This is a genomic window from Streptomyces sp. NBC_01116, assembly GCF_041435495.1.
Taxonomy (GTDB): Bacteria; Actinomycetota; Actinomycetes; order Streptomycetales; family Streptomycetaceae; genus Streptomyces.
The window spans coordinates 6,821,068-6,844,972 of the sequence record NZ_CP108644.1; the positions used below are offsets into that span (position 1 = coordinate 6,821,068).

The 23,905-nt window shown below is 73.1% G+C and carries 18 protein-coding genes; 3 read left to right on the forward strand and 15 right to left on the reverse strand.

Annotated features, from left to right (window positions below):
* Positions 1–321 precede the first annotated feature (321 nt).
* A complete protein-coding gene (gene gmd / locus OG245_RS29955) occupies positions 322–1,335 on the reverse strand; it encodes a GDP-mannose 4,6-dehydratase (RefSeq protein ID WP_371628026.1) in 1,014 nt (337 codons plus the stop codon).
* A 114-nt stretch (positions 1,336–1,449) separates the two neighbouring features.
* Between gmd and OG245_RS29960 the strand changes: the two genes are divergently transcribed.
* Complete coding sequence (locus OG245_RS29960; RefSeq protein ID WP_371626478.1) at positions 1,450–2,433, forward strand: GDP-L-fucose synthase family protein; 984 nt, start codon at positions 1,450–1,452, stop codon at positions 2,431–2,433.
* Between the two features lie 74 nt (positions 2,434–2,507).
* On the opposite strand, the gene OG245_RS29965 is transcribed toward OG245_RS29960, so the two are convergent.
* From OG245_RS29965 to OG245_RS30015, 11 genes are all read right to left on the reverse strand, one after another.
* A complete protein-coding gene (locus OG245_RS29965; protein ID WP_371626479.1) occupies positions 2,508–4,046 on the reverse strand; it encodes a sugar transferase in 1,539 nt (512 codons plus the stop codon).
* Between the two features lie 253 nt (positions 4,047–4,299).
* Positions 4,300–5,100, reverse strand: coding sequence for an ABC transporter permease (locus OG245_RS29970; RefSeq protein ID WP_371628027.1), 801 nt, complete (start codon positions 5,098–5,100; stop codon positions 4,300–4,302).
* Positions 5,101–5,106: 6 nt separating this feature from the next.
* The gene (locus OG245_RS29975) at positions 5,107–5,946 is read right to left on the reverse strand and encodes an ABC transporter permease (protein WP_371626480.1); all 840 of its coding nucleotides are present in this window, start codon (positions 5,944–5,946) and stop codon (positions 5,107–5,109) included.
* Positions 5,943–6,914, reverse strand: coding sequence for an ATP-binding cassette domain-containing protein (locus tag OG245_RS29980; protein ID WP_371626481.1), 972 nt, complete (start codon positions 6,912–6,914; stop codon positions 5,943–5,945). Before OG245_RS29980 ends, OG245_RS29975 begins: the two co-directional genes overlap by 4 nt.
* 173 nt (positions 6,915–7,087) lie before the next feature.
* The gene (locus OG245_RS29985; protein ID WP_371626482.1) at positions 7,088–9,316 is read right to left on the reverse strand and encodes a hypothetical protein; all 2,229 of its coding nucleotides are present in this window, start codon (positions 9,314–9,316) and stop codon (positions 7,088–7,090) included.
* Positions 9,317–9,409: 93 nt separating this feature from the next.
* Positions 9,410–9,946, reverse strand: a complete 537-nt coding sequence (locus tag OG245_RS29990; RefSeq protein ID WP_371626483.1) for a hypothetical protein — start codon at positions 9,944–9,946, stop codon at positions 9,410–9,412.
* 217 nt (positions 9,947–10,163) lie between these two features.
* The gene (locus OG245_RS29995) at positions 10,164–12,791 is read right to left on the reverse strand and encodes a SpoIIE family protein phosphatase (RefSeq protein ID WP_371626484.1); all 2,628 of its coding nucleotides are present in this window, start codon (positions 12,789–12,791) and stop codon (positions 10,164–10,166) included.
* Between the two features lie 95 nt (positions 12,792–12,886).
* Positions 12,887–13,516 carry an alpha-ketoglutarate-dependent dioxygenase AlkB gene (locus OG245_RS30000; RefSeq protein ID WP_371626485.1) on the reverse strand — a complete coding sequence of 210 codons (630 nt, stop codon included), beginning with the start codon at positions 13,514–13,516 and terminating at the stop codon, positions 12,887–12,889.
* A 67-nt stretch (positions 13,517–13,583) separates the two neighbouring features.
* Positions 13,584–15,143 carry a GMC family oxidoreductase gene (locus OG245_RS30005; protein WP_371626486.1) on the reverse strand — a complete coding sequence of 520 codons (1,560 nt, stop codon included), beginning with the start codon at positions 15,141–15,143 and terminating at the stop codon, positions 13,584–13,586.
* A 14-nt stretch (positions 15,144–15,157) separates the two neighbouring features.
* A complete protein-coding gene (locus tag OG245_RS30010) occupies positions 15,158–16,747 on the reverse strand; it encodes an APC family permease (RefSeq protein WP_371626487.1) in 1,590 nt (529 codons plus the stop codon).
* Complete coding sequence (locus OG245_RS30015) at positions 16,744–18,213, reverse strand: aldehyde dehydrogenase family protein (protein ID WP_371626488.1); 1,470 nt, start codon at positions 18,211–18,213, stop codon at positions 16,744–16,746. The genes OG245_RS30010 and OG245_RS30015 overlap by 4 nt, the downstream gene beginning before the upstream one ends.
* 273 nt (positions 18,214–18,486) lie before the next feature.
* On the opposite strand from OG245_RS30015, the gene OG245_RS30020 reads away from it, so the two are divergent.
* Both OG245_RS30020 and OG245_RS30025 read left to right on the forward strand, forming a co-directional pair.
* On the forward strand, positions 18,487–18,837 hold the full coding sequence (locus OG245_RS30020; protein WP_371626489.1) for a 5-carboxymethyl-2-hydroxymuconate Delta-isomerase: 351 nt from the start codon (positions 18,487–18,489) through the stop codon (positions 18,835–18,837).
* Positions 18,838–18,901: 64 nt separating this feature from the next.
* Positions 18,902–20,119 carry an FAD-dependent monooxygenase gene (locus OG245_RS30025; protein WP_371626490.1) on the forward strand — a complete coding sequence of 406 codons (1,218 nt, stop codon included), beginning with the start codon at positions 18,902–18,904 and terminating at the stop codon, positions 20,117–20,119.
* 104 nt (positions 20,120–20,223) lie between these two features.
* On the opposite strand, the gene OG245_RS30030 is transcribed toward OG245_RS30025, so the two are convergent.
* Genes OG245_RS30030 through OG245_RS30040 form a run of 3 tightly spaced genes read right to left on the reverse strand, consistent with a single transcriptional unit; the run spans position 20,224 to position 23,904 of the window.
* On the reverse strand, positions 20,224–20,952 hold the full coding sequence (locus OG245_RS30030; RefSeq protein WP_371626491.1) for an ABC transporter ATP-binding protein: 729 nt from the start codon (positions 20,950–20,952) through the stop codon (positions 20,224–20,226).
* Between the two features lie 10 nt (positions 20,953–20,962).
* On the reverse strand, positions 20,963–21,811 hold the full coding sequence (locus OG245_RS30035) for an ABC transporter ATP-binding protein (RefSeq protein WP_371626492.1): 849 nt from the start codon (positions 21,809–21,811) through the stop codon (positions 20,963–20,965).
* Positions 21,808–23,904, reverse strand: coding sequence for a branched-chain amino acid ABC transporter permease (locus tag OG245_RS30040; RefSeq protein ID WP_371626493.1), 2,097 nt, complete (start codon positions 23,902–23,904; stop codon positions 21,808–21,810). The genes OG245_RS30035 and OG245_RS30040 overlap by 4 nt, the downstream gene beginning before the upstream one ends.
* Between the last annotated feature and the right edge of the window lies 1 nt (position 23,905).

The following is a 23,905-nucleotide window of genomic DNA, read 5'->3' on the forward strand; positions in this document are numbered from 1 at the left end:
CTGGAGGCCGCGGATCCTGCCTCGCCCGACCGGACGCGCGGACAGTCCGTCGCGCTGCCGGTCGGGTGAGTGAGTAGGCGGAGCCGAGGGCTCCGCCCGGTGCCGGCGCGGTGAGCTCCACCGAGGAGCCGGTGGAGACGGCGGTCGCGCCGGTGATCGTCCCGAGCACGGGCGCGGCTGGCGCCGGCCGGGAGTAGGGGGTGGCCGACGACGCGGCGCGGGCGCCGGTGAACGGCACCACGCAGCCGCGGTCGGCGCAGGAGGCCATCGGGCCGGAGCGGGCCGCCGGGCGGACGCGCGGGAACGTGCCGCCCGGCCCGTTCACCTGTCCACCCGGACGGCGGCGCCGCTCAGCTGGTCGTCCAGTCGGCGGATGTCGGCGTCGACCATGATGCGGGCCAGCTCGCGCGACCTCACCTCGGGCTTCCAGCCCAGCAGTTCCTCGGCCTTGGACGCGTCCCCGATCAACGCGTCGACCTCGCTGGGGCGTTCGTACTTCGGGTCGTAACGCACGTGCTCGCGCCAGTCCAGCCCCGCGTGCTCGAAGGCGAACTCCACGAACTGCCGGACGCTGACGCCCTCCCCGGTGGCGACCACGTAGTCGTCGGGCGTGTCGCACTGGAGCATCCGCCACATGGCTTCCACGTACTCCGGCGCGTACCCCCAGTCCCGGACCGCGTCGAGGTTGCCCAGGTGCAGTCGGTCCTGGAGCCCGGCCTTGATCCGGGCCACGCCACGGGTGATCTTCCGGGTTACGAAGGTCTCGCCCCGGCGCGGCGACTCGTGGTTGAAGAGGATCCCGTTCACCGCGAACATGTCGTACGCCTCGCGGTAGTTGACCGTGGCCCAGTACGCGTAGACCTTCGCCACGCTGTACGGGCTGCGCGGGTGGAACGCGGTGTTCTCGTTCTGCGGGGGCGGACTGGCGCCGAACATCTCGGAGGACGAGGCCTGGTAGATCCGGGTCTCGATGCCGCTGGCCCGGACCGCCTCCAGGAGCCGGATGGTGCCCAGGCCCGTGACGTCCCCGGTGTACAGCGGGGCGTCGAAGGACACCCGTACATGCGACTGCGCACCCAGGTTGTAGACCTCGTCGGGCTGGATGTCGCGCAGCAGGTTCACCAGCGCCACACCGTCGGACAGGTCCGCGTGATGCAGGACGAAGGAGCGCTCCGGCTCCTCGGGTCCCTGGTAGATGTGGTCGATCCGCTCGGTGTTGAAGCTGGAGGAACGGCGTATGAGCCCGTGCACCGTGTACCCCTTGTCGAGCAGCAACTCGGCCAGATACGAACCGTCCTGGCCGGTCACTCCGGTGATGAGCGCGGTCTTCGCCACGATTCCCCCTTCTCTGCTGATCGCCTCGGCGGCGACCTTCACCGACATATCTGAATTGGGACGTTCTGCGGTGAAGTGTCACCGCAGTCCCTCTCTGCTGGCACAATCCGAGCCATGACGACCGAACTCCCCGCCCCCTCCCAGGAATCCGCCCGCCCCCTACTGCGGCCCGGCTCCCGCGTATTCGTCGCGGGACACCGCGGCCTGGTCGGCTCGGCGGTGGCCCGCCGCCTCGCCGACGACGGCCACGAGGTGCTCACCCGCGGCCGCGACCTCCTCGACCTGCGCGACGCCGCGCGGACCGGGACGTATCTGAAGGAGGTCCGTCCGGACGCCGTGGTGCTGGCCGCCGCCAAGGTCGGCGGGATCATGGCCAACAGCACCTACCCGGTGCAGTTCCTGGAGGACAACCTGCGCATCCAGCTCAGCGTGATCGCCGGCGCGCACGCGGCCGGGACCGAGCGGCTGCTCTTCCTCGGCTCCTCGTGCATCTACCCCCGGCTCGCGCCCCAGCCGATCCGCGAGGACTCGCTGCTCACCGGCCGGCTGGAGCCCACCAACGAGGCCTACGCCCTCGCCAAGATCGCCGGAATCGTCCAGACCCAGTCCTACCGACGGCAGTACGGCGCCTCCTACATCAGCGCCATGCCCACCAATCTCTACGGGCCCGGCGACAACTTCGACCTGGAGACCTCGCACGTGCTGCCCGCCCTGATCCGCCGCTTCCACGAGGCGCGGCGGGACGGGGCGCCCGAGGTGACCCTGTGGGGCTCCGGTTCCCCGCGCCGCGAGTTCCTCCATGTCGACGACCTCGCCGCCGCCTGTGTGCGCCTGCTGGAGGCCTACGACGGTGACGAACCCGTCAACATCGGCTGCGGCGACGACCTGTCCATCCGCGAACTCGCGGAGACCGTCGCAGAGGTGACGGGCTATCAGGGGCGTGTCGGCTGGGACACCACGAAGCCCGACGGGACGCCCCGCAAGCTGCTCGACGTCACGCGCCTCTCCTCCCTCGGCTTCACGCCGCAAATCCCGCTGCGTGACGGCATCGCCCGTACCTACGCGTGGTGGCTCGGGCAACTCCCGCCCGGACGTTGACCGTTCGCCGCCGCGGAGCGGTCCCTCGCGGCGGCGCACCGGCCGCGCTCCTCGTATCCGCACGCCCGCCGCCCTCAGTAGGCCCCGCGGCCGTCGGCGACGGCGCGCACAGTACGGGCGAGAAGTCCCAGGTCGGCGGAGACCGACCAGTTGTCGACGTACCAGAGGTCCAGCGAGACGGTCTCCGGCCAGGTCAGATCGGAGCGGCCGCTCACCTGCCACAGGCCGGTCAGCCCCGGTTTCACGGTGAGCCGGCGGTGCTCCCGCTCGTCGTACCGCGACGTCTCCTCCGGCAGCGGCGGGCGCGGGCCCACCAGCGACATGTGCCCCAGCAGTACATTGAGCAGTTGCGGAAGCTCATCGATCGAGGTGCGCCGCAACAGCCGCCCGACCGGCGTCACCCGAGGGTCGCTGCGCATCTTGAACAGCGGGCCGTCGACCTCGTTGGCCTCGAGGAGCTGCGCCTTGAGGCTCTCCGCGTCCGCCACCATCGTGCGGAACTTCCACATGGTGAAGGGCCGGTCGTGCTGTCCCTGCCGGATCTGCCGGTGGAAGACCGGCCCCCGCGAGGACAGTCGGATGCTCACGGCCACAGCCAGGAGCATCGGGGCCAGGGTCAGCAGCCCGAACAGGGCCCCCGTCCGGTCCAGCACGTTCTTCAGCACCGCCTGCGGGCCTCCGCGCAGCGGCGGCGCTATGTGCAGCAGGGTGAGCCCGGCCGCGGTGACGGGGCGCACCCGCTCGGCCGTCACCCCGGACAGCTCCGAGACGACGGACAGCGCGACGCCGCCGTCGTGCAGCCCCCAGCCGAGCCGGCGCAGCCGGTCGCCGGTCAGCAGCGGCCCGGGAGCCACCAGCACCAGGTCCGCCGCGTGGGCGTAGACCCCGCCGAGCACCGTGGTCACCTCGTCGTCGGCCGGGCAGGACCCGAGGCGCCCCGGCACCTGCACACCGTCCAGCTCCAGCCGGGCGGTGCCCACCGGTATGGCGGCGACCAGGCGGTAGTCGTGGTCCGTACGGGAGTTGAGCAGCTCGGCCGCCCGCCCGACGCCCGACGCCTCGCCGACCAGCAGGACCCTGCGGACCCGGCGCCCGGAACGCGGCCACCGGCGCAGGCCCGCCGCCGCCGTGGCGACCAGCAGCCCCGGTGCCACGGCCACGACGGCCGTGGCCGGGTCCATCGGGCTGCCCGCCGCCGTGTGCAGGACGGCCAGCAGGCCGATGAGCACGAGCCAGTCCCCGACCGGGCCGAGCGCGCCGGACCCGGCCCCCGGCCGGTCCGCGTACCGCCCCCGGGCCCCACGCAGTCCGACCCAGACCAGCCCCGCCACCGCGGCGGCCGTCACCGGGCGCGGCTGGTCGCCCGCGCGCAGCAGCAGCCAGGCCGGACCGGCCAGCCCGAGCAGTTCGGTCAGCGCGGCCAAGGCCGGGCCGGGCGTCCGCTTCCGCCGGGCCGGCGGCCGGCCGGCCGGGTCGCGCTGTGCTGTCGGGGCCCTCCACAGCTGTTCCAGCGCCGCCGTGCGGTTCCTGGACGCGGCGGTGCGGGGGCGCGGCGCGCCCCGGAGCCCTACCGGTCCGGATAGGTCGGTATCAGGTATTTCGACATGCCCCATGAACCCCCCAGTCACAGTCGCACCCCCACAAACACGACGCATCCGTCGATCCCGTGGACTGCCGGACGCGCCCCCGCTCGGTGCACGATATCCACACACGTGCCATTTCGCTGGAGTTCCCGTGAAGTTCAGGCGGCTCGGTCCAGACCTCTCCGATCGGCCCGTACCGACTGATGTCGCCTTGTGCGTACGGATGTTGATGGAGCGGCGGTTGGGTAAGCGCTTGTGACGGGCGCCGCCGGGAGCGGTCTGCTCAGTGCCCGCTGCTCTCGTAGTGGCGGGACTGCCGCTCCCAGAAGCGGTACGCGATGTACATGAGCGCGACGCCGATGCCCGGCGTGCCCCAGGCGAGCCATTCCGGTACGGCGAGTTCCTCCTCCCGGTCCATCAGCACGGTCGCCGGCAGATAGGCGACGAAGGCCAGCGGGAAGACGAAGGTCAGCCCGAAGCCGGCCACCGGGCCGAAGATCTTCAGCGGGTAGTTGCCGAAGTCGCTGAAGATCATGTCGATGGCGAACTTGATGGGGGAGACCCTCTTCATCCTGAAGACCAGTGCGGAGGCGGCCAGTTGCAGTGCGCCTTCCACCAGGGCGCCGCCCACCACGGCGAGCAGGAGGAAGCAGACGGCCAGGGGGGACCAGTCGACCGGCGCGGAGGCCGAGGCGATGGACAGGAGAACCGCACCGCCCGCCAGGTCACCGAGCGAGCTCAGCCGCACCCTGCGGGTGAGGAGCTGGACCAGCGGCGACACCGGACGGACGAGGTAGCGGTCGTACTCGCCCTCGATGACGACCTCGTCGACGTGGATCAGCTGGTGGCCGGGGAGCAGCCACAGGCCGTGGGCGGTGAGCCTCATGCCGTAGAGGAAGGCGATCTCCCCCAGGCCCCAGCCGCCGACCTGCCCGAAGCGATCCAGGACCGCCCAGATGAAGGCCAGGCCGACGCCCTGGTAGAACAGGCCGCCGATGATGTTGATGAACAGGTTCCCCCGGTACTGGAACTCGGCGCGGAACGCCGCACCTGCCAGCAGGAGATAGACCCGCGGACCTCGCATCATCCCTCATCCCCCCTGCGACATGACGCGGCGCCGGGCGCGCGACCAGACGAACGCGGCCAGCGCGCCGAGCACGACGATCCACGCGAGCTGGACCCCGAGGGCGGCCGCGATGCCGGCGCCCTCGGCCTGGCCCAGGTAGACGGCCGCCGGGGTGTAAGCGGTGGCCTGGAAAGGCAGCCATTCCGCGGCGGCCCTGACCGGGCCGGGCATGAACCACAACGGGATCAGGGCCCCGGAGAAGAACTGTGCGACGAAGCGGTAGGCCATGAGGGCGCCGCTCACCTCCAGGGTCCAGAAGGAGACCATGCCGAGCAGCAGCCCGAGCAGCTGGTTCACGAGCAGCGCGCCGATCAGCGCCACCGGGTAGGCGAACCCCGCGGCCGCCGAGGCGGGTGCCTGGCCCGCGCCGATCAGCAACGCGAACGGCAGCGCGACCAGCAGCACCGGGACCGCGGCCGAAGCCCACCCGAGCTGGCCGGCGAGCATCTGACCGGGGAAGCCGATGGGCCGCAGCAGGTCCACCGCGACCTTGCCCTCCCGCACCCGCTGGTCGATGGGGGAGGAGCGCCACGGGCTGACGAGCTGGTACTGGAGCGTTGTCAGGGTCGCGTACGCCGTCATGGTGGTGAGGCTGAGTCCGTCCACCTCCTCACGGCCGTCGTAGAACGCCTTCCAGACCACCGTCAGCAGCCAGATCTGGAGGAGCATCATCGCGAAGGACGACAGATAGGCCGTGCGGTAGGTGAGGGCGGCGCGGAACTCGATGCGGGCGCAGGCGAGATGGGCCCGCAGCGGCGTCCGGGACGGCTGCTTCACGGCGGCGCGGGCCGTCGGGGCGGTCATCCGCGGTCCGCGTAGATCCGGTGGATGACGCTCTCCAGCTCGGGTTCCACGATCGACAGGTCGGTCACCCGGTGCTGCGCCAGCACCGCGGCCACCAGCTCGGCGGGCGGTGTGCGGACGGGGTCGAAGCGCAGCCACACCTTGCCGCCCTCGCGGCGGACGACCTCCGCGCCCTCGACGCTCTCCAGCCGGTCGGTCTGCACCACGAGTTCGCGGTGCGGGGCGTAGCGGCTCTTCAGCTCGTCCACCGCGCCGTCGTAGGCGACCTTGCCGTGGTCGATGAGGATGATCCGGTCGCAGAGTTCCTCGACGTCGTCGAGGTCGTGGGTGGTGAGGACGACCGTGGTGCCCGACTCGCGGTTCAGTTCCCCGACGAAGGTGCGTATCCGCTCCTTGGCGATGACGTCGAGTCCGACGGTCGGCTCGTCCAGGTAGAGGATGTCGGGTTCGTAGAGCATCGCGGCGGCGAGGTCGCCGCGCATCCGCTGGCCCAGGGAGAGCTGGCGGACGGGGGTGTCGAGGAACGGGCCGAGGTCGAGCACCTCGCTGAACTGCCGCTGTTTCTCGCGGAACCGGGCCTGCGGCACGTCGTAGAGACGGCCGATCAGCCAGAGCGAGTCGCGCAGTGGCAGGTCCCACCAGAGCTGGCTGCGCTGGCCGAAGACCACGCCTATCCGGCGGGCGTTGCGGGACCGGTCCCGCCAGGGCGTGGCGCCGGCGACGGTGACCGTGCCGGACGTGGGTACGAGGATGCCGGTGAGCATCTTGATGGTGGTGGACTTCCCCGCACCGTTGGGGCCGAGATAGCCGACCATCTCGCCCCGCTGGACCGTGAAGTCGATGCCGTCGACCGCACGCTTGACCGTCTTCTCACGCGTCAGCAGGGTGCGGACGCCCGCGAAGGCGCCCTCCTGCCGTCTGGGCCGGCTGAACTCCTTGACGAGGTCTGCCACCTCGATGACGGGCATGTGTGCCTCTCCTGGAGCGGGACGCGCCCTGGCGGGCGAGGTCGGGCTGAGAGTGTGCACACGAGCGCTTGGTCTAGTCCAATCAATTTCTCCGTCGGACCGGCCCTCACCGTGTCCCGTCGAAGACCTTCAACGGGCCCTTCGGAACGGGGCTTTCGGGGCCGCCCCGCGGGTCAGGACGTGCCGTCCGCGCGCCGCCTGGCCCGCCGGTGGATCAGCAGCCCGGCGCCGACGAGTGCCGCTGCCGCGAGAGTCGCCGACATCACCGTGGCGCCGGTCGCGGCCAGGCTGCCGCCTCCGGCCGTGGTGGCGGGGCCGCTGCCGCCACCTGCCCCGCCGCCGACCGTGGAGCCGGTGCCGCCGGACGCGCCGGAGCCGCCGGCCGTACCGGTGGAGCCGGAGCCCCCGGTGGTGGAGCCGCCGCCCGACCGCGTACCGCTGTCACCGCCCGTCGACCCGTCACCTTCGGTGCTGCCGCCTCCGGTCGAGGCGTCACCGCCGTCGCTGTCGCCGCCCGTCTCCCCGCCACCGGTCGTCGGCGCGGTGACGGTGAGGGTCACGGCGGAGGTGCGGGTGGTGCCGGCGGCGTTGCGGAACTCGGCGCGGTAGCGGTAGCCGTCCTGCGCCGTCCTCGCGGTGAACGTGAGCGCGGGCCCGGTCGCGCCCTCGACGTCCTTCCAGGTCTGCGAGCCGTCCGGGCTGACCTGCCAGCGGACCGTGGGCTCCGGGGAGCCCTCCGCCGCCGCGGTGAGGGTGACGTCCTCGCCGTCCTCGGCCGCCAGGTCGGCGGGCGCGCGGGTCACCAGCGGCGAGACCTGCCGGACCAGCCTGGTGATCTTTCCCTCGGCGGGGCTCGTCACGAAGACGGTGGCCCCGCCCGGCTCGACGGCGAGCGAGGCCGCGCCGGACTGCGCGTGGTTGCCGGGCAGCGACAGCTCCTTCGCGGCCACGGCGAAGTCCTCGGTGTCGTACACGGTCAGCGTGCCGTTGTTGTCGTTGGCCGGATCGGAGAGGTCCCCGCCGTCCTGCCAGACCACATAGGCCCGGCCCGTCGCCGGGTCGAAGGCGGCGTCGCGGGCCAGGTCCTTGCCGACGAGCGTCTTGAGCGGCTTGCCCGCCGCGTCGAGGACCACCACGGACCGGTCGACGCCGACCCACACCGCGCCGGTGGCCGGGTCCGTCTCGGTGAACCCGGCCGTGCCCGCGCCGGGCAGGTCGAAGGAGGCCGTGACCGCGAACGACGTGAGGTCCACCCGGTGCAGCTTCCCGGCCGCGATGTCGCTGAACCAGAGCGCGCCCCGGGCGGGGTCCGAGGCGAACTGCGTGCCGCCCGGGAGGGTGAGGCTCCGGGTCGCCGTGCCGGTGGCCCGCTCGATCTCGGAGAGCTTCGCGCCCTGGGCGACCAGCACGGTGCCCGGGGTCGTACCGGGGGCGATGTCGGTGATGGTGAACCCGGTGAGCCAGACGCCGGAGGCCTTCTTGTCCCCGGACCTGGCGCTGCCGACGCCCCGCAGCGGGTAGTTGTAGACGACGCCGTCGCCCGGCAGCGGTCCGGAGATACGCGCGGCCGCCGAGGTGCGCGGCTCCCCGCCGGGTCCGGGGGCCTGGCTGATCCAGCTCTCGGCCCTGCCGTCCCCGGGGTTCAGCACATGCAGCCCGCGCTCGTCGACGTCCGCGGTGTCGGGGAGGTTGTCCGCGCCGACGTACAGCTTCTTGGAGTCGGGGTGCAGCAGCAGGTCCAGCGGCTTGCCGGCCGAGGTGAAGTCGGCGGCGGCCCTGTAGGAGACGGTCCCCGCGGGCACGTCGACGCCCTCGCCGCCCGGTTCGCCCGGCTCCTGGCCCGCGAAGGCGACGGGTATGCGGACGTCCTGCGACCGGTCGCCGGCGGAGCGGTGGTCGGCCCGGGTGACGAGGGAGCAGGTCACCTCGGCGCAGTCGAGGCCGTCGCCCTTCGCCGTGATCCGGAGCTCCACGTCGAAGGTTCCGCCGGGCCCGAAGGCGCGGGCGAGATCGCCCTCGTACGGGTCGCCCGGGGGCACGATCCACTGCGAGGTCTTCGAGCCGCCGCTCATGTCGGCGCCGCCGAGGCAGGGGGAGGGCACCCGGTTGTCGCCGTTGTCCTTGCACAGGGCGACGTAGATGCCGGATCCCAGGCCGTACCCCTCGCCGGTGACCCGGACCTCCTCACCGGCCGGGTCGAGTCCGGTGGTGGCCGAGACGGTGAGCTTCTGCCCCTCGGGGCCGGTGGCGGTCCTCGGGGTGCCGGCGTCGGCGCTGACCGCCGCGCCCGTGGGGATCGCCGCGAGCAGCAGGGCGGCGACGGCGGCCGTACCCGCCCGGCGGCCGAGTCCGCGTCGGCCGTCCGGCAGGGTGCCGGGAGCGGTGCCCGGAGTGGATGTCATGTCATTCCTCGTCACGACGCGTGGGAGCCCGGCCCCGGCGCGAGCGGCCGGGACCGGGCGAATGGCTGGGCTGTGCGGTGCTGTCGGTCAGCGCTACACGAAGGTGACCGGGGCGTGGACGTCGTACTTGCGGTCGTTGGTGTCGGTGTGGTCGGCGCGGGTCACGATGGCGCACTCGACGGTGTCGCCGCAGACGTTGCCGCCGCCGAGGTCGGCCTTGACGTGTATCCGGACGCTGAAGGTGCCGCCCGCGCCGAAGGGCGAGGTGTTGGGGAGGCCGCCGCCCAGGCCGGACACCCAGTGCGAGGCGCCGGTGGTGCCGGACTGGTCCTGGCCGCCGAGACACGGCGAGGGCTTGTTGGCGCCCTGGGCCCCGTTCACCACGCACAGGCTCACGTACACACCCTGTCCGGTGTTGTAACCGCTGCCGGTGACGGTGATGTTGGCGCCCGCGGCGGCCGCGGTGTCGGGTCCGGAGAGCGACAGGTTGTAGGTGGCGCCCCCGTCGGTGACCGTACGGGTGCCGGTCGCGGCGGCGGCCGGGGAGGCGAAGGTCAGGGCCAGCGCGCCGGCGGCGAACGCGGCGAGGCCCGCACGGGCGACGGTACGGGTGGAGGGAACAGCACTCATGAGATGAGCACCTTTCTCGGCATCGGTAACCAGAACCACGGACACCCAGTCGACTTAGGTAAGGCATACCTAAGTCCAAGTCTGTTGGGTTGTCAACAAAGGCGCTGCGCTCAGATGCTGCCCAAGGGCGCTGCTCCCAGGTGCTGTTCACGGGCGATGCTGTCCACGGGCGGTGCTGCGGGCAGCGCCTGAGGACAGCGCCTCGCGGGCGGTCCGGTCAGCCGGTTCCGGCCGGCGGGAGGGTCTGCTCGGTCCAGATGGTCTTCCCGGTCGGGGTGTACCGCGTGCCCCACCGCTGGACGAGCTGCGCCACGATGAAGAGTCCGCGGCCGCCCTCGTCGTCCGCCTCGCTGTGCCGCAGGTGCGGGGAGGTGTGACCGGTGTCCGCGACCTCGCACACCAGGGTGCGGTCCCGGATGAGGCGCAGCCCCAGCGGACCGCCCGCGTACCGGACCGCGTTGGTGACCAGCTCGCTGACGACCAGCTGGGTCGCGAACACCAGCTCCTCCAGGCCCCAGGCCTCCAGCTGTCCGGTGGCCAGCTCGCGGGCGCGGCCCACCGACAGCGGTTCGGCGGTCAGCTCCCAGTCGGCCACCCGTTCCGCGTCGAGTTCGCGGGTGCGGACCAGGAGGAGGGCGGTGTCGTCGGTGCTCGTGCCGTCGGGCACCAGCTCGGAGACCGCCCGGTCGCACAGCTCCTCCAGCGACGCCGAACGGTCGCCGAGCACCCGGCCCAGTGTGTCGAGGCCGCGTCCGATGTCGTGGTCCCGGTCCTCGACCAGGCCGTCGGTGAAGAGCGCCAGCAGGCTGTCCACGGGCAGGTCGATCTCCATCGACTCGAACGGCAGCCCGCCGAGACCGAGCGGCGGACCTGCGGGCAGGTCCGGGAACGACACCTGGCCTCCCGGACCGACGATCGCCGGCGGCAGGTGCCCGGCCCGGGCCATGACGCAACGCCGGGAGACCGGATCGTAGACGGCGTACAGGCAGGTCGCCCCGGTGGTCACGTCGTAGGTCTCGACCGGCCCGCCGTACGGGTCCGTCCGTTCCTCCGCCGGCTGGCCCACCAGATCGTCCAGCCGGGTCAGCAGTTCGTCGGGGGCCATGTCGAGCTGTGCGAAGGCCCGTACGGAGGTGCGGAGCCGGCCCATCGTGGCGGCCGCCCTGAGCCCGTGCCCGACCACGTCCCCCACCACGAGGCCGACCCGGGTCCCGGACAGCGGGATCACGTCGAACCAGTCCCCGCCGACGCCGGTCACGTCGTCGGCCGGCAGGTAGCGGTAGGCGGTCTCGACGGCGGACAGCGGCGGCAGGCGATGGGGCAGCAGCTGCCGCTGGAGGGCGAGGGAGGCGGTGCGCTCGCGTGTGTAGCGGCGCGCGTTGTCGACGCAGACGGCGGCCCGGGCCGCCAGCTCGTCGGCCAGGGCGACCTCGCCGTTGTCGAACGTGGTCGCCCGGTCGGGGCCGAGTGGCCGGCCCGAGGTGCCGAGGCCCGCGCCCCGGTCGAAGGTGACGAGCCCCAGGATGCCGCCCCCGGCCCGCAACGGGACGACCAGGGTGCTCTCGTCGAGCACGAGCCCGCCCGAGGACAGGCTGCGGTGCTGCGGCGATCCGGGCGGGTACGCGACCGGCGGATACGGAGACGGGGACGGCGGCGCTGGCAGGGACGGGGGCGGGTACGGCGGGGACGGAGACGGATGCGGCTGCGGCGCCTCGCCGGGGCTCTGCCCGGCCTCCGGCTGCCCGGCCTCCGGCTGCCCGGCCTCCGGACGCCCCGCCTCCGGCTGCCCGGCCCCCGGGACACCGGGATCCGGCGTGGCGGACCCCCGCGCCGACCGTTCCGCCACCCGCAGCAGGGACATGTCCGCCGGGCTGCCCACCGCCGCGGTCTCCCCGGTCACCGCCGCCCGGGTGACGTCCACCCGTACGGTGACGGCGAAGTCCGGCACGGCCACCGCGGCGATCTCCTCGGCGGTGGTGGCCACGTCCAGGACGGTGCCGATGCGGCGGCCGGCCTCGACGAGGAGGGCCAGCCGCTCCTGGACCCGGTAGCGGTCGGTGATGTCGAACGCGTCCTCGCAGACACCGAGCGCGTGCCCGTCGGAGTCCTCCAGCCGGTAGTACGCGCAGGACCACAGGTGGTCCCTTCCCGGGTCGCTGGGCGGCTGCCCCCGGAAGTGCAGGTCGAGGACCGGCTCACCGGTGTCGAGCACCTGACGCATCACGCCGGCGAGGGTGTGCGGATAGCCGGGCGTCACGAAGGAGCCCGCCCCGTACAACTCCTCGGCCCGCTTGCCCCGGAACGCGGCCAGCGGCTGCCCCATCTCCCGCTCGTAGGCGGTGTTGCTCCAGCTCAGCCGCAGGTCGGTGTCGTAGATGGCCAGACCGACGGGCGACTGGGTGGCCAGACCCTGGAGCAGGGCGAGCCGTGACTCCCAGTGCAGCAGCGCCTCCACCTCGGCCGCCACCAGGATCCGGTCCGGCACGCCGGGGCCGCGCACCCCGGCTCCGCCGGGCAGCGGACACGTCGCCGTCGCCACCAGCAGCTCACGGCCGTCGCGGGTGCGTGCCACATGGATCTCGTTGCCGAAGAGCGACGGTGGCCCGGGGCCGGGACCGGGTGTCCCGGCCGCTTCCGCCGGGAGGACGCCGCCGGCCGGCCGCACCGAGAGGAACGCGGTCAGAGGCCGCCCCAGGGCGTCGGAGGGGTCGTAGCCGAGAAGCTCGGCCGCCGCCGGGCTCCAGCCGATGACGGTGTTCTCGGCGTCCAGGACCACCGTGGCCGCCCTGGTGACGTCCAGGGGGCCACGGAAGTCGGCGCTCTCCGCCGTGCTCGCCGCGCTCACGGCGCGACACCGGCCCGGTTCATCATTCTCAGAATCCGCCCTGCCCGGGCCCCGCACAACCGCGTGATCCGGGCCGCGCCCGCCGGGCGCCGGGCTCAGCGCACCCCGTCGGGCCGGAACTGCACGCTGATGCGCGGTCCGACGGCCCGCGCGGTCTTGGGCACCGCGTGCTCCCAGGTGCGCTGGCAACTGCCGCCCATGACGATCAGGTCGCCGTGCCCGAGCGGCCTGCGGACGGCGGCGGGGCCCGGTCGGCGCGGCCGCAGCGCGAGGTGCCGGGGGGCTCCCAGCGAGAGGATCGCGACCATCGTGTCCTCGGTGCTTCCCCGGCCGATGGTGTCGCCGTGCCAGGCGACCCCGTCCCGCCCGTCCCGGTAGAAGCACAGCCCCGCCGTGGTGAACGGTTCGCCCAGCTCGGCGGCGTAGTGCTCGCCGAGCCGGGTGCGGGCGGCCTCCAGGGCCGGATGCGGCAGGGGATCGTGGCGGCCGAAGAAGGCCAGCAGCCGGGGGACCGCCACCACGCGCTCGTACATGACGCGCTGCTCGGCCCGCCAGTCGACGTCGCGGACCAGCGTCTCGAACAGGGCGTCCGCGCCCCGGAGCCACTGCGGCAGCACGTCGATCCAGGCCCCGTGCCCCAGATCGGTGCGCCGCAGTCCGCTCAGGGGACCGGCTTCGACCTCGGCATCCTGGTCGAAAAGCGAGCTTTGCAGGTGTACGGCCATGGGGAGAGCGTAACGCTATTCGAGCAGGTGTGCGAATAGCGTTCGATGCTGGAACGGGAACTCCGGCTCAGCCTTCCTTGATCAGATCGGCGCACTTCTCGCCGATCATCATCGTGGTGATGCACGGGTTGACCGTCGGCAGGACCGGCATGACGGACGCGTCGGCCACCCGCAGCCCCGTCACCCCCTTGACCCGCAGCATCGGGTCGAGCGGCGAGTCCGGGTCGTCCGCCGGGCCCATGCGGACGGTTCCGGCCGGGTGGTACACGGTGTTGTGCGTCTCGCGGATGTAGTCGAACAGCTCCGCGTCCGTGGTCGCGCCCGGCCCCGGAGCCAGCTCCGCGCCCGCCCAGTCGGCCATCGGGGGCTGCGCCACGATCTCCCGCGCCAGCCGCAGCCCGTACGTCATCACCCGTACGTCGTGCTCGTCGGTGAAGTAGCGCGGATCGACCCGGGGCTTGTCCCGGAAGTCCCGGGTCCGCAGCCGCACCGTGCCCCGGGACCGGGCGCGGGTGACGTTCGGGGTCAGACAGAACGCGTTGTCCGAGGTCGGATAGCCGCGCCGGTAGGTGTTCAGGTCGAACGGCACCGAACCGTAGTGGAACATCAGGTCCGGCCGGTCGAGGCCCGGCTCGGTGTCCGCGAAGATGCCGATCTCCCACCACTGGGTGGAGGCGGTGACCATGGGCCGCTTCGCCTCCCACATGATCACGCCCTCCGGGTGGTCCTGGAGGTGCGAGCCGACGCCGGGGGAGTCCACCCGCACGTCCACCCCGGTGTCCCGCAGATGCCCGGCCGGACCGATGCCGGACAGCATCAGCAGCTTCGGGGAGTCGATCGCCCCGCAGGAGACGATCACCTCGCGCCGGGCGCCCACGCTCCCGCTGTGGACGGTGTCGGGCTCCAGGTACTCCACCCCGGAGCACCGCTCGCCCTCGAACAGCAGCCGCTTCGCCTGGAGCCCCGTCCGCACCTCCAGGTTGGGCCGCTTCCCCAGCACGGGGTGCAGGTACGAGACCGAGGCGGAGGAGCGGGTGCCGTCCTCGCGGGCGTTGATCTGGAACCAGTGCGCGCCCCGGATCACCGTGGAGCCCGTGTTGAACGGGACGGTGGGGATGCCGGCCGCCGCGCAGGCCGACAGCAGGGCGCCGCCGCAGGGGTCGAGCGGCGGCACGGTCCGGATGGTGACCGGACCCGAGCGGCCGTGGTGGTCGCCGGGCGCGTCGTTGGTCTCCAGCCGCCGGTACAGCGGGAAGCAGTCCGCCGAGCTCCACCCCGTACAGCCCAGGGCTCCCCACGCGTCGAGGTCCTCGGCCGGGGCCCAGAAGGCGATGCACGAGTTGTGCGAGGAACAGCCGCCGAGCACCTTGGCGCGGGCGTGCCGCATGAAGCTGTTGCCCCGCTCCTGCGGCTCCACCGGGTAGTCCCAGTCGTAACCGGACTCCAGCAGGGCCATCCACCGGTCCAGCCGCAGGACGCTCTCGTCCCCGACGTCGGAGGGGCCCGCTTCCAGGACGCAGACGGTGACGGCGGGATCCTCGGTGAGCCGGGCGGCGATGACCGCTCCGGCCGTACCGCCGCCGACCACGACGTAGTCGAACACGGAACGGGGGCTTGCGTCGGGCATCACGACTCCAGGGTTCAGACGGCCGGCGGGGACGGGGGAGCGGCGGGGGCGTCGGGGTCCGGTGTCCCGGACCGGTGCTCGGCGAGCACGCCGGTACGGTGCCGCTGGACGAACCAGTAGTAGGCGAAGCCGCCCAGCGCGACGACGCCGATGAACAGGAACGCGCCCCAGCGCAGGTACCAGTGCTGCGGGCCGGTCGCGTTGTACACCTCGGCGCGCGGCCAGGCCAGGTTGAGCGACATGGCCGTGCCCCAGAGCACGGCGGCGACGTTGACCGGCAGCCCCCAGCGGCCCAGCGAGAACGCGCCCTCGCGCGGCTCCCAGCCGCCGCGCAGCCGGCGCAGCAGCATGGGCACGGTGACCAGCAGATAGGCCACGTAGATCATGATGATCGCGATGCTGGTGATCACCGAGAAGATCTGCGGCTGGTTGATGTTCACCACCAGGATGACGACGCCGACCACCCCGATCAGCACGGCGGGCACCACGGGCGTCCCGAAGCGCGGGCTGACCCTGGCCAGTTTCGACCCGGCGGGCAGGTTGTTGTCCCGCGCCATGGCGAACATCAGCCGGATCCCGGCGGCCTGCACCGCCAGCACGCAGACCGTGATCGCGACGACCACCGCCCAGAGGAAGACCTCCCCGACGGTGTCGCCGAGCGTCGCCAGCACCACGTACTGCAACCCGCCCGTCGACAGCTCCTCGGCCTTGAGGTCCGGCACCGCGAGCAGCGCGAACAGCAGGATGAACGCGCCGATCAGGAACGACGCGATCAGCGCCCGCAGAATGGCGTGGGGCGCGTTGCGGCCCGGGTCGTGCGACTCCTCGCCGAGCGAGGACGCCGTGTCGAAGCCGTACATCACATAGGCCGAGGCCAGCGAGGCGGTGAGGAACGCGCCGAAGTAGCCCAGCGACTGACCGCTGCCCAGACCGTACGTCTCCGTCAGGGCGGTGCTGGGGCCACGGGTGATGTGGGCCGCCAGGAAGACGATGAGCAGGACGGCGGCGATCAGTTCGATGAAGACGCCCGCGGAGTTGATCCGGGCCATGAGCTTGACCCCGAACGCGTTGACCAGCGTGGAGAACAGGATCAGCACGCTGCCCAGCAGCACCGCGTTGGCCGCCTGGTCGTTCCTGCCGCTCCCGTCGCCCACGAACTGGAACCAGTCGTCGATCTGCGGCAGCGTGATCTGGTAGGCCAGCGCCACGGCCGACAGGGTGACCATGGTGGCCGTCATCATCATCCAGCCGCCGAGCCAGCCGACGTGCGGGCCGCCCATCTTCTTGGCCCAGTTGTAGATCGAACCGGCCACCGGGTAGCGGGCCGCCAGCTCGCAGAAGCACAGGGCCACCATCAGCTGCCCGCAGAAGACCATCGGCCAGGACCACCAGTAGGCGGGACCGCCGAAACTGACGCCGAAGTAGAAGAGCTGGAAGGTGCCGGTCAGGATCGAGATGTAGCTGATCCCGGCGGCGAAGGTGTGGAAGTTGCCGAGCGTACGGCGGAGTTCGGGCCGGTAGCCCAGCTCGCCGAGCGCCTCGTCGTCGGCCTTGCCGCGGGCCTCGGCCGCTCGGTCCCGTCCCGGACCGCTGTCCGGACTCACTCGAACCACCGCTGGGGAACCGCGGCGACATTGCGCCAGATGTGCTTGGCCTCCTGGTACTCGGCCAGCCCGGCCGGACCCAGCTCGCGTCCGAAGCCGGACTGCTTCATGCCGCCCCACTCCGCCTGCGGTACGTAGGGGTGGAAGTCGTTGATCCACACGGTGCCCGCCCGCAGCCGTGAGGCCACCCGGTGGGCGCGCCCGCCGTCCCGCGTCCACACGGCGCCCGCCAGCCCGTACACGGTGTCGTTGGCCAGCCGGACCGCGTCGTCCTCGTCCCGGAACCGCTCGACGGTGAGCACCGGGCCGAACGACTCGTCCTGGACCACGGACATCGAGGTCGCGCACTCGTCCAGCACGGTGGGCGGGTAGTAGAAGCCGCCCGCCAGCGCCGGATCCTCGGGCCGCGCCCCGCCGCAGCGCAGCACCGCGCCCTCCGCGATGCCCTCGGCCACGTACGCCTCGACCTTGTCGCGGTGCGCGGCGGAGATCAGCGGCCCGCTGCGCGCGTCCTCGTCGAACGGCCCGCCGAGCCGGATCCGGCGGGCCCGCGCCACCAGCTCGTCGGTGAACCGGTCGTGCAGCTCGTCCTGTACGAGGAGCCGCGCCCCGGCCGAGCAGACCTGCCCCGCGTGCAGGAACACCGCCATCAGCGCGTAGTCGACGGCGGTGTCGAAGTCGGCGTCGGCGAAGACGATGTTGGGGTTCTTGCCGCCCAGCTCCAGGGCGACCTTCTTCACGGTGGGCGCGGCCGCCGCCATGACGCGCCGCCCGGTGGCGAGCCCCCCGGTGAACGACACCATGTCCACCCGCGGGTCCTCGGTCAACGGCGCGCCCACGTCGGCACCGGCACCCAGCACCAGATTGGCGACCCCGTCCGGCAGCCCGGCCTCGGTCAGGAGCCGCATGAGCAGGACGGCGGTGTGCGGGGTCAGCTCGCTCGGCTTGAGCACAAAGGTGTTGCCGGCCGCGAGCGCGGGAGCGACCTTCCAGGCGGTCTGGAGCAGCGGATAGTTCCACGGCGTGATGAGCGTGCAGACCCCGACGGGCTCGTGGACGACACGGCTGTCCGTGTCGGCGCTCCCGGTGTCGACGACCCGGTCGGCGCCCCCGGCGGCGGCGAGGTTGCCGAAGTACCGGAAGCAGTTCGCGATGTCGTCCATGTCGTAGGCGCTCTCGACCAGCCGCTTTCCCGTGTCCAGCGACTCGGCCCGCGCGAAGACGTCCTTGTCCCGCTCCAGCAGCTCCGCCACCCGCAGCAGCAGCCGCCCCCGCTCGGCGGCCGGCGTCCCCGGCCAGGTCCCGTGGTCGAAGGCCCGCCGGGCCGCGGCGACGGCCGCGGCGGCGTCCTGGGCCCCGCCCTCGTCGACCTCTGCCACCAGCGTGCCGTCGGCCGGGCAGCGGATCTCCCGCGTCCGCCCCTCGGCGGCGGCGGTCCACTGACCATCGATGAACAGCTCCGGCATGGCTCCTCCTGTACGGGGTGGGACAGGCGCCCCGCCAGGTGCGGACTTCCGCGACGACCGGCTCCCTGGGTGACGACGTCAGCACAGACGGTAGGGCGGACCGTCCGGGCGCGCAGTGCGGGCGGGGCCGACCGGAGCAGTCGCCGACCGGGACGGCGGACGAGTCCTTCGCACGGACGACGGGCGAGCCCTGACCTGGACGCCCGTTCGGCTACCGTTCCCCCGTACGGGCCGACATCCCCAGCCCACGCTGTTCTCCGAGGAGTTGCCCCCATGCCGCAGATCACCGTCGACTACTCCGGCACGCTCGCCGCGACCTTCGACCGCCAGGCTTTCGCGCTCGCCCTGCACCCGCTCGTCGTCGACACCGTCGCCGCCCGCCCGGAGGCCTGCAAGACCCGCTTCCGCCGGGTCGACGACTTCGTCATCGGTGACCGGACCGAAGGTCATGCCGTCCTGCACGTCGAGATACGCCTGCTCCACGGCCGCACCGACGCGACCAAGATCCGCCTCGCGGACGCCGTGCTCGATCTGATCGCCGCCCGGGTCGAGCCGGCCGACGGCATCACCCTGCACGCCTCCGTCGAGGTCCCCAACCTGGACGCGGCCTTCCGGAAGCGCTGAACGGGCATCGCGTCGGGTGGGCAGGGCCGGAAGGCCGGAACGTCGAGTGAGTGGAGTGCCAGTCATGCGGGGAGGCAGCGTCGCCGTCGTCGGCGGCAGCATAGCGGGGTGTGCCGCGGCGCTGGCCGCGTCGCGCGGAGGGGCCGAGCGGGTCACCGTACTGGAGCGCGCCGACGACCGGCTCCGTGACAGAGGCGTCGGAATCGCCCTCCACAGCGACCGGTACGACGAGCTGCGGGAAGCCGGGTACGTGGACCCGGAGATGCCCTGGGCGCCGCTGACCCGGCGGGTGTGGAGCGTGCGCGACGGGGAGGCCGTTCACGGCCGGGTCGTCGGCGAGCAGCCGTTCCCCTTCCGGGCGTACAGCTGGGGCTCGTTGTGGAGCGAACTGCGGCGCCGGGTGCCCGATGCGGTGTCCTACCGGTCCGGGGCCGTCGTCACCGCCGTCGAACCGGACGCCGACGGGGCGACGTTGCGGCTTGCGGACGGGTACGAGGAGCACTTCGACCTCGTGATCGGCGCCGACGGATACCGCTCCGTCGTGCGCGAGGCGATGTTCCCCGGCGCGGACGCCACGTACGCCGGATACATCGGCTGGCGCGGCACGTCGCCGGACGTCGCGGACCTTCCGTCGGACGGCGACGACGCGCACAACATCGTCTTCCCCGGCGGCCATTGCATGATCTACCGCATCCCGGACGGCGTCGGCGGGCACCGGCTCAACTGGGTGCTCTACACCGCACCCCCGCAGACCGACGGCCTCCACCCGGACCTGCGGACCCCCACCTCCCTGCCGCCCGGCCGCCTCAACTCCGAACTCACCGCGCACCTGCGCGCCCTGGTCGCCGACAACTTCCCGCCGTACTGGGCGGCCCGCGTGCTCCGCACCCCCGCCGAGACCACCTTCATCCAGCCCATCTACGACCTGGAGGTGCCGCACTACACCGCGGGCCGCCTGGTGCTCGTCGGCGACGCCGCCAGCGTCGCCCGGCCGCACATCGGCGGCGGCAGCGTGAAGGCGCTCCAGGACGCCACGGCGCTGGAGGCCGCCTGGGCGGCCGGGGGGAGCTGGAAGGAGGTCCTGGAGGGCTACGACGAACGGCGCGGAGCCGTCGGGGCCGCCATGGTCGCCCTCGCCCGCCGGATGGGTGCCGCGCAGGTCGAGGACACCCCCGACTGGACCGCCATGGATCAGGCGGGGTTCGACGCGTGGTGGCAGGCGCAGAACAGCGGATCCGACCGGCGCAGCGGCTTCGGCGGGCACAGCATGAAGGCCGGGTAGAGGCGGCGGGTGGGGACATCGGGGCGGGCCGCGCGGAGTGTCGTCCCCGCTGCCGTCTCCGCCGGCCCCGCGCTCGTACCGCGATTGTTCTTGCTGCTTGCTTCCTAGGCTCCCGTCGCCGTCAGTTCCAGCGCCGCGTGCAGCGCCGTCGCGTCGGCGCGGGCGTCCTCCCCGGACTGGCGCAGCGTCGTCCGCCCCGAGGTGAGGACCGTGAGCGTGCGGGCGGACGCGGCGGCCTGGGCGGGGCTGGGGGAGACCAGGAGGACGGCGATGCCCTCGGCCGCCAGCGTGGTCACCAACGTGTCGATCTGCCGCACCAGTACGGGTGCGAGGCCCTCCGTCGGCTCGTCGAGCAGCAGCACCCGCGGTGAGCCGAGCAGCGCGCGGGCCAGCGCCAGCATCTGCTGTTCGCCGCCGGACAGATCCGTACCCCGGTTGCCCCGGCGCTCGCCCAGCCGGGGCAGCAGCTCCAGGACCCGGGCGGGGGTCCACACACTGGGGCGGGTGGTGTCGCCCCGGCGCGGCGGACGGTAGGACAGCCGCAGGTGCTCGTCGACCGTGAGCCCGGCGAACACCCGGCGGCCCTGCGGTACGAGACCGATCCCCGCCCGGGCGATCCGGTGGGCCGGCTGCCCGGTCACGTCGCGGCCGTCCACGCGTACGGATCCGGCGCTCGGCCGCATCAGCCCGGCGACGGTGTGGACGAGCGTCGTCTTGCCCGCGCCGTTGTGGCCGACCACGGCGTGGACCGTACCGGCGGGCACCGACAGGTCGAGGCCGTGGAGGACGGTGCCGCCGTGGTAGCCCGCGGTCAGTCCGGTGAGTTCGAGCATCGGGGGGCGGTCATCCTCTCGCGTCGGTGGGGGACGGGCAGACGGTCGGGATCGCCTCGGCCCGGGCGGCGTCCGGGCCCGCCGACGGGCCGGTGCCGTGGTACGCCTCCCGGACCTCCGGATGCGCCAGCACCTCCTGGGTCGGTCCGTCGACCAGCACCTTCCCCGCGGCCAACACGGTTACGGAGGTCGCGAGTTCGGCGACCACCTCGACATGGTGCTCGACCAGGACGACCGCGACGCTGGACGGCAGGGCGCCGATGACGCCGAGCAGCCGGGCGATGTCGCCGTCGGTCAGCCCGGCCGCCGGCTCGTCCAGGAGCAGCAGCCGGGGGCCGCCCGCCAGCGCGGCGGCGAGGTCGAGCAGGCGGCGCTGCCCGTGCGAGAGCGTCGAGGCCGGCCGGTGGGCGAGGTCCGCGAGGCCGACCGTCTCCAGATGACGGCCCGCGGACTCCTTGTGCTGCCGGTGGCGGGACGGTCTGCGCCAGGCGCCGCGACGCTGCGGATGGTGCGGCCAGCCCGCCAGGACGATGTTGTCCAGCACCGACAACTCCGCTATGACCGATGGCTGTTGGAAGCTGCGGGCGATCCCGATACGGCTCCGCTTCACCGTGGAGGTCCGGGTGATGTCGGCGCCGTCCAGGGCGATCGTGCCGTGGTCGGGCCGGTCGGTGCCCGCGATGAGGTTGAGCAGGGTGGTCTTGCCCGCCCCGTTGGGGCCGATGACGGCGTGCCGGGCCCCTGCCGGCAGACACAGGCTCACGTCGTCGACGGCGGTGAGTGTGCCGTACCTGCGGGTGAGCCGGTCGAGGGCGAGGACGGGAGGGAGCGTGGTGGTCGGTGCGGGTGACGGTGTCATGGGGAGGCCTTCCCGGCGGAGGTCGGGGCGGGCGCGGACGGAGGTTGATCCTCGGCGGCGGAGGCGGCGGAGGCGGCGGAGGCGGCGGAAGCGGCGGAGACCCCGGGTGCCCCGAGCGCCCCGGGCGCCCCTGGTGTTCCGGGAGCACCTGTCGTATCGGAGGGCGGCCCGTTCTCCCCGCTCCCGCCGCCGGGTCCGCCGCGCAGCCCCGCCAGGCCGCGCGGCAGCAGGTACACGGTGGCGACGAAGAGCACGCCGAGCAGCAGCGGCCCGTGACCGGGCCAGGAACCGGCGACCCAGTCCCGGGTGGCGACGATGAGCCCGGCGCCCAGCAGGGCGCCGATCACCGACGTCGTACCGCCGATGACCACCGCCAGCAGGGCGAACGCGGCGATCTCGAACCCGACGTCGGCGGGGGAGAGGTACTGCTGGACGGTCACCATCAGCGAACCGCCCACCCCGGCCAGCGCGCCCGCGCAGATGTGGGCCACCAGCAGGTAGCGCCCCACCGGGTGCCCGGAGGCGCGCATCCGCGCCTCGGCGCCCCGGGTGCCGGTCAGCAGTTTCCCCGCCGGGGAGCGCAGGACGAGCAGGGTGACGGAGACGGCGACGACGGCGACGACGAGCGCGTAGGTGTACAGCTGGCTCTCCTCCAGCATCTCCTCCCCGCCCCACAGCGCCCGCGTGGCCGGGAAGCCGACGAGGCCGTCCGCGCCGCCGGTGACGGACTTGAGCTGGTTGACGACCGCGCCGGTCAGTTCCCCGATGGCGAGCGTGATCATCAGGACGGTGGTGCCACGCGCCCGGATCACCGCCGGACCCACCACCAGGGCGAAGACGGCGGCGGCGAGCGCCGAGAGGACGAGCTGCACGGGGCCCACGGTCCACCCCGCCTCCGCGAGGTTCGCGGTGGCGTACGCGCCCACGGCGAACGGCGCGGTCTGCCCGAGGGTGGGCAGCCCGGCGTACCCGGTGAGGACGGTGACGCTGACCGCGAGCAGCCCCAGGGCCAGGGCGGAACCGGCCAGCGAGATGCTGTACGTGTCGAGCAGGGCCGGCAGGGAGATCAGCACCAGGAGCAGCACGAGCAGCGGGGCCGCCTGCCGCCACGCGGGCCCACCCGGCAGCCGGCTGGTCCAGGCGGGCAGCGGTCGTCGCCGCAGCACGGCGACGAGGCGGCTTCGCAGCCGGGCGACCGGGTCCTGGGCGGCACCCTCGGGGCCGTGCGCCGCCGCCGGTTCCGCGAAGCGGGAGCGCAGCACCAGCACCGCCGCCATCGCGGCGAAGAGCAGATACGGCGCCAGGTCGGGCGCCAGCGAGACGCCCAGCGTCTGCACCTCGCCCACCGCGATCGCCGCGAAGAAGGTCGCCCACAGGGAGCGCAGCCCACCCAGCACGACCACCACGAGGGAGAGCATCAGCACGTTCTCGGACGTACCGGGGCCGGGACCGATGATCGGCGCCCCCAGCACGCCCGCCGCCCCGGCCAGCGCACCCGCCGCCGCGAGGACGCCGGTGTGCACCGCCCTGGGGTTGCGACCGGTGGCCGCCAGCATCTGCGGATCGTCGGCGGCGGCCCGTACCGCGGCGCCCATCCGGGTCCGGGTCAGCACCCAGGTCCCGCACGCCGCGAGCAGCACGGCCATCACGATGAAGCAGAGGCGGTAGGCGGGGTAGCGGTGCCCCAGCAGCGTCACCGAGGTGTCGAGCGCTTCGGGGACGCGTACGGGGAGTTCGTCCGCCCCGAACACCTGGATGAGCAGGTCACCGCCGATCAGGGCGAGCCCGAACGTCAGCAGGGCCTGCGCGAGATGCCCGCGCCGGGCGAGCGGAGCCGTCGCGGCGGACAGCCCCGCCCCGGCGACGCACGCCGCCGCGGTTCCGGCCGCCAGACCGAGGGCGAGACCGCCCCAGGTCCCGTCGCTCAGCTCGGCCCCCGTGTAGGCGCCGATCGCGTAGAGCGTGCCGTGCGACAGATTCAGCACACCCGCCGTGCCGAAGGCGAGGCTCAGGCCGGCGGCGACCACGAACAGCAGCAGCCCGAAGGCCACGCCGTCCACCGCCGGCACGAGGTGGGCATCGAGGAGATCCACG

What these genes read in the sequence shown, in the direction of transcription:
- OG245_RS29960 (WP_371626478.1), top strand. Translation starts at nt 1,450, where the DNA reads ATGACGACCGAACTCCCCGCCCCCTCCCAGGAATCCGCCCGCCCCCTA.
- OG245_RS29965 (WP_371626479.1), bottom strand. Translation starts at nt 4,046, where the DNA reads ATGGGGCATGTCGAAATACCTGATACCGACCTATCCGGACCGGTAGGG.
- OG245_RS29970 (WP_371628027.1), bottom strand. Translation starts at nt 5,100, where the DNA reads ATGCGAGGTCCGCGGGTCTATCTCCTGCTGGCAGGTGCGGCGTTCCGC.
- OG245_RS29975 (WP_371626480.1), bottom strand. Translation starts at nt 5,946, where the DNA reads ATGACCGCCCCGACGGCCCGCGCCGCCGTGAAGCAGCCGTCCCGGACG.
- OG245_RS29980 (WP_371626481.1), bottom strand. Translation starts at nt 6,914, where the DNA reads ATGCCCGTCATCGAGGTGGCAGACCTCGTCAAGGAGTTCAGCCGGCCC.
- OG245_RS29985 (WP_371626482.1), bottom strand. Translation starts at nt 9,316, where the DNA reads ATGACATCCACTCCGGGCACCGCTCCCGGCACCCTGCCGGACGGCCGA.
- OG245_RS29990 (WP_371626483.1), bottom strand. Translation starts at nt 9,946, where the DNA reads ATGAGTGCTGTTCCCTCCACCCGTACCGTCGCCCGTGCGGGCCTCGCC.
- OG245_RS30000 (WP_371626485.1), bottom strand. Translation starts at nt 13,516, where the DNA reads ATGGCCGTACACCTGCAAAGCTCGCTTTTCGACCAGGATGCCGAGGTC.
- OG245_RS30005 (WP_371626486.1), bottom strand. Translation starts at nt 15,143, where the DNA reads ATGCCCGACGCAAGCCCCCGTTCCGTGTTCGACTACGTCGTGGTCGGC.
- OG245_RS30015 (WP_371626488.1), bottom strand. Translation starts at nt 18,213, where the DNA reads ATGCCGGAGCTGTTCATCGATGGTCAGTGGACCGCCGCCGCCGAGGGG.
- OG245_RS30020 (WP_371626489.1), top strand. Translation starts at nt 18,487, where the DNA reads ATGCCGCAGATCACCGTCGACTACTCCGGCACGCTCGCCGCGACCTTC.
- OG245_RS30025 (WP_371626490.1), top strand. Translation starts at nt 18,902, where the DNA reads ATGCGGGGAGGCAGCGTCGCCGTCGTCGGCGGCAGCATAGCGGGGTGT.
- OG245_RS30030 (WP_371626491.1), bottom strand. Translation starts at nt 20,952, where the DNA reads ATGCTCGAACTCACCGGACTGACCGCGGGCTACCACGGCGGCACCGTC.
- OG245_RS30035 (WP_371626492.1), bottom strand. Translation starts at nt 21,811, where the DNA reads ATGACACCGTCACCCGCACCGACCACCACGCTCCCTCCCGTCCTCGCC.